The organism is Rhizobacter terrae, from assembly GCF_003852895.1.
Classification (GTDB): domain Bacteria; phylum Pseudomonadota; class Gammaproteobacteria; order Burkholderiales; family Burkholderiaceae_C; genus Albitalea; species Albitalea terrae.
Window position 1 is genome coordinate 1 of sequence record NZ_QUSW01000022.1, and the last position, 2518, is coordinate 2518.

Below are 2518 nucleotides of genomic sequence, written 5' to 3' on the forward strand. Positions count from 1 at the left end.
CCAGCGCCAGCGCGTTGTCCACCACCTGCACGCACGCCCCCACCGACAGCGGCACGAAGCACTCGTACACCGCCAGGTCGAAGTTCAGCGACGTGCTCAGCAGCGTGCGCTGCAACTCCTGCGATGCGAACTGCGTCTTCGCCCACTGCACGAAGTTCACCGTGTTGCGGTGCTCGATCGCCACCCCCTTGGGCTGGCCCGTCGAGCCCGAGGTGTAGATCACGTACGCCAGGTCTTGCGCCGTCGCTCGGCTGGCGGGGTTGCTCCCCGGGCGCACCGTGCTGTCTTCCTGGTCCAGCAGAACCAGTTGCCGCGCTTCACCGGCCAGCCGCTCGCTCAGGGGCGACTGCGTCAGCACCACGGCGGCGGCGCTGTCTTGCAGCATCCACGCCAGCCGCTGTGCCGGGTACGCCGGGTCCAGCGGCACGTACGCACCACCGGCCTTGAGCACCGCCAGCATCGCCGCCACCATCGCCGTGCCGCGCTCCACGCACAGCCCCACCAGCACGCCGGGGCCCACGCCGCACTCGTCGATCAGCCGGTGCGCCAGCCGGTTCGCGCGCTCGTTGAGCTCGCCGTAGCTCAGCTGCTCCTGCCCATGCACCAGCGCCACCGCCTGCGGCGTGCGCTGCACCTGCGCCTCGAACAGCTCGTGCAGGCACACCCCGGATGGGTACGGCACCTGCGTCGCGTTCCACCCGTCCAGCACCTGTTCGCGTTCACTCGAAGGCATCACGTCCAGCGTGTTCAGCGCCTGCTGCGGCGCGCTCTCCAGCGCCTGCACCAGTTGCTCCAGCGCCCGCTCCATGTACGCGCACACCCGCTGCGGTTCGATCGGCGTCTGCACCTGCACGTCGATCGCCAGCGCCACGCCCAGGTCGTCCACGCTGATCAGCAGCGGATAGTTCGTGCGCTCCTGCGCGCCGAGGAATTCGATCCCGCTCGAAGCCCCGCCGGAGGCCTCCGGAGGTGCGCTGTGCCGGTAGTTGAACAAGGCACTGAACAGCGGCGCCGGCGCGGGCACGCCACTGCAGCGCTGCGCCAGCGCCAGCGAGGCATGCTCGTGGCGCATCAGCCGGGCCAGCATCTCGTGCGTCTCGCGCACGCTGCGCTCCACGCCGGTCCCGCCCACACGCATGCGCACAGGCAAGGTGTTGATGAACAGCCCCACCGCACGGTCCGCCCCTGCGCCGCCTTGCATGCGGCCGAACAGCACCGTGCCGAAGACGACGTCGTCGCGCCCCGACACGCGCGCCAGCACCTGCGCCCAGGCCAGGTGGCACACCGCCGCCACGTTCACGCCCAGGCCGCGCGCGCATTCGCGGATGCGCCGGCTGAGCGACGCGTCCAGCCCGCGCCGCGCCTGAGCCACCTCGCCCGACTCGCCTTGCACTTCCAGCAGGCCGAACGGCGTGGTCGTCTCTTCCACGTCCTTCAGCATCTCGCGGAAGAAGGCTTCGTGGTCTTCCCTGGTGACGCCCAGCTTTGCCTGGGCCACGAAATTGCGGTACGGCTGCGGCGCCGGCAGTGCCCGCCCCTGCATCGTTGCTTCGATCTCTTGCCGCACCACCTCCAGCGTCGTGTGGTCGACCGCCAGGTGATGCATCAGCAGCAACATCACCCAGCGTCCGCGGGCCTTGTCTTGCGCCACCACCACCTGCATCATCGGCGCCCGGTCGAGCGCCAGCCGGTGCTGTTTCGGGTCGAAGCGTTCGCGCAGTTGTGTCGCGACGTCGCCTTCTTCGATCGTGACTTCCTCGACCATCAGCTCGGCACGCCGCCACACCACCTGCACCGGCTCGGGCAGGTCCTCCCAGAGCACCGCCGTGCGCAGCACGTCGTTGCGCTCCACCACCGCCTGCAGTGCCCGCAGGTAGTCGTGCAGGCGCTCGCGGCTGTCGAAGCCGAACAGCGCCGGCATCAGGTAGGCGTCGCCTCGCCGGGCGATCATGTGATGGAAGAGGATGCCTTCCTGCAGCGGCGCGAGCGGGTAGATGTCCTGCACGTTGGCGGCACCGCCGGGCACCGCCTGGACGATGCGCTCGATGTGCGCCTGCGTCAGCCGCACCAGCGGCAGCATCTCGGGCGTGATCGACTCGCAGCCTGCCGGGATGCCGTTGGGCGGCACCTGCACGAGGCCGCTGTCCTGGTGGTCTTGCAGCGATGCGGCCAGTGCCGCGATCGTCGGCGTCGTGAAGAGCTTTCGCACGTCGGCGGCGAGGCCGGCCTGGCGCATGCGTTCCATGACGCTGACGGCCAGCAGGGAATGGCCGCCGAGCTCGAAGAAGTCGTCATGGCGCCCGACCTGCTGGACTTGCAGCACCTCGGCCCAGATCGCCGCCAGCGTCTGCTCCACCTCGCCCAATGGCGCTTCGTAGCCGCTGCCGATGCCCGACGGGTCCTCGGGCTGCGGCAGCGCCTTGCGGTCGAGCTTGCCGTTCGGAGTCAGCGGCAGTTGCTCCAGATGCACGAAGGCCGTGGGCACCATGAACTCCGGCAACTGCCCCGACAGGTGCTC

Annotated in this window: 1 protein-coding gene; it reads right to left on the reverse strand. The window is 69.8% G+C overall.

Features of this window, described 5'->3' with window-relative positions; genetic code table 11:
- A partial coding sequence (locus tag DZC73_RS29485) for an AMP-binding protein (protein ID WP_161974812.1) occupies positions 1-2518 on the reverse strand: 2518 nt, incomplete at both ends.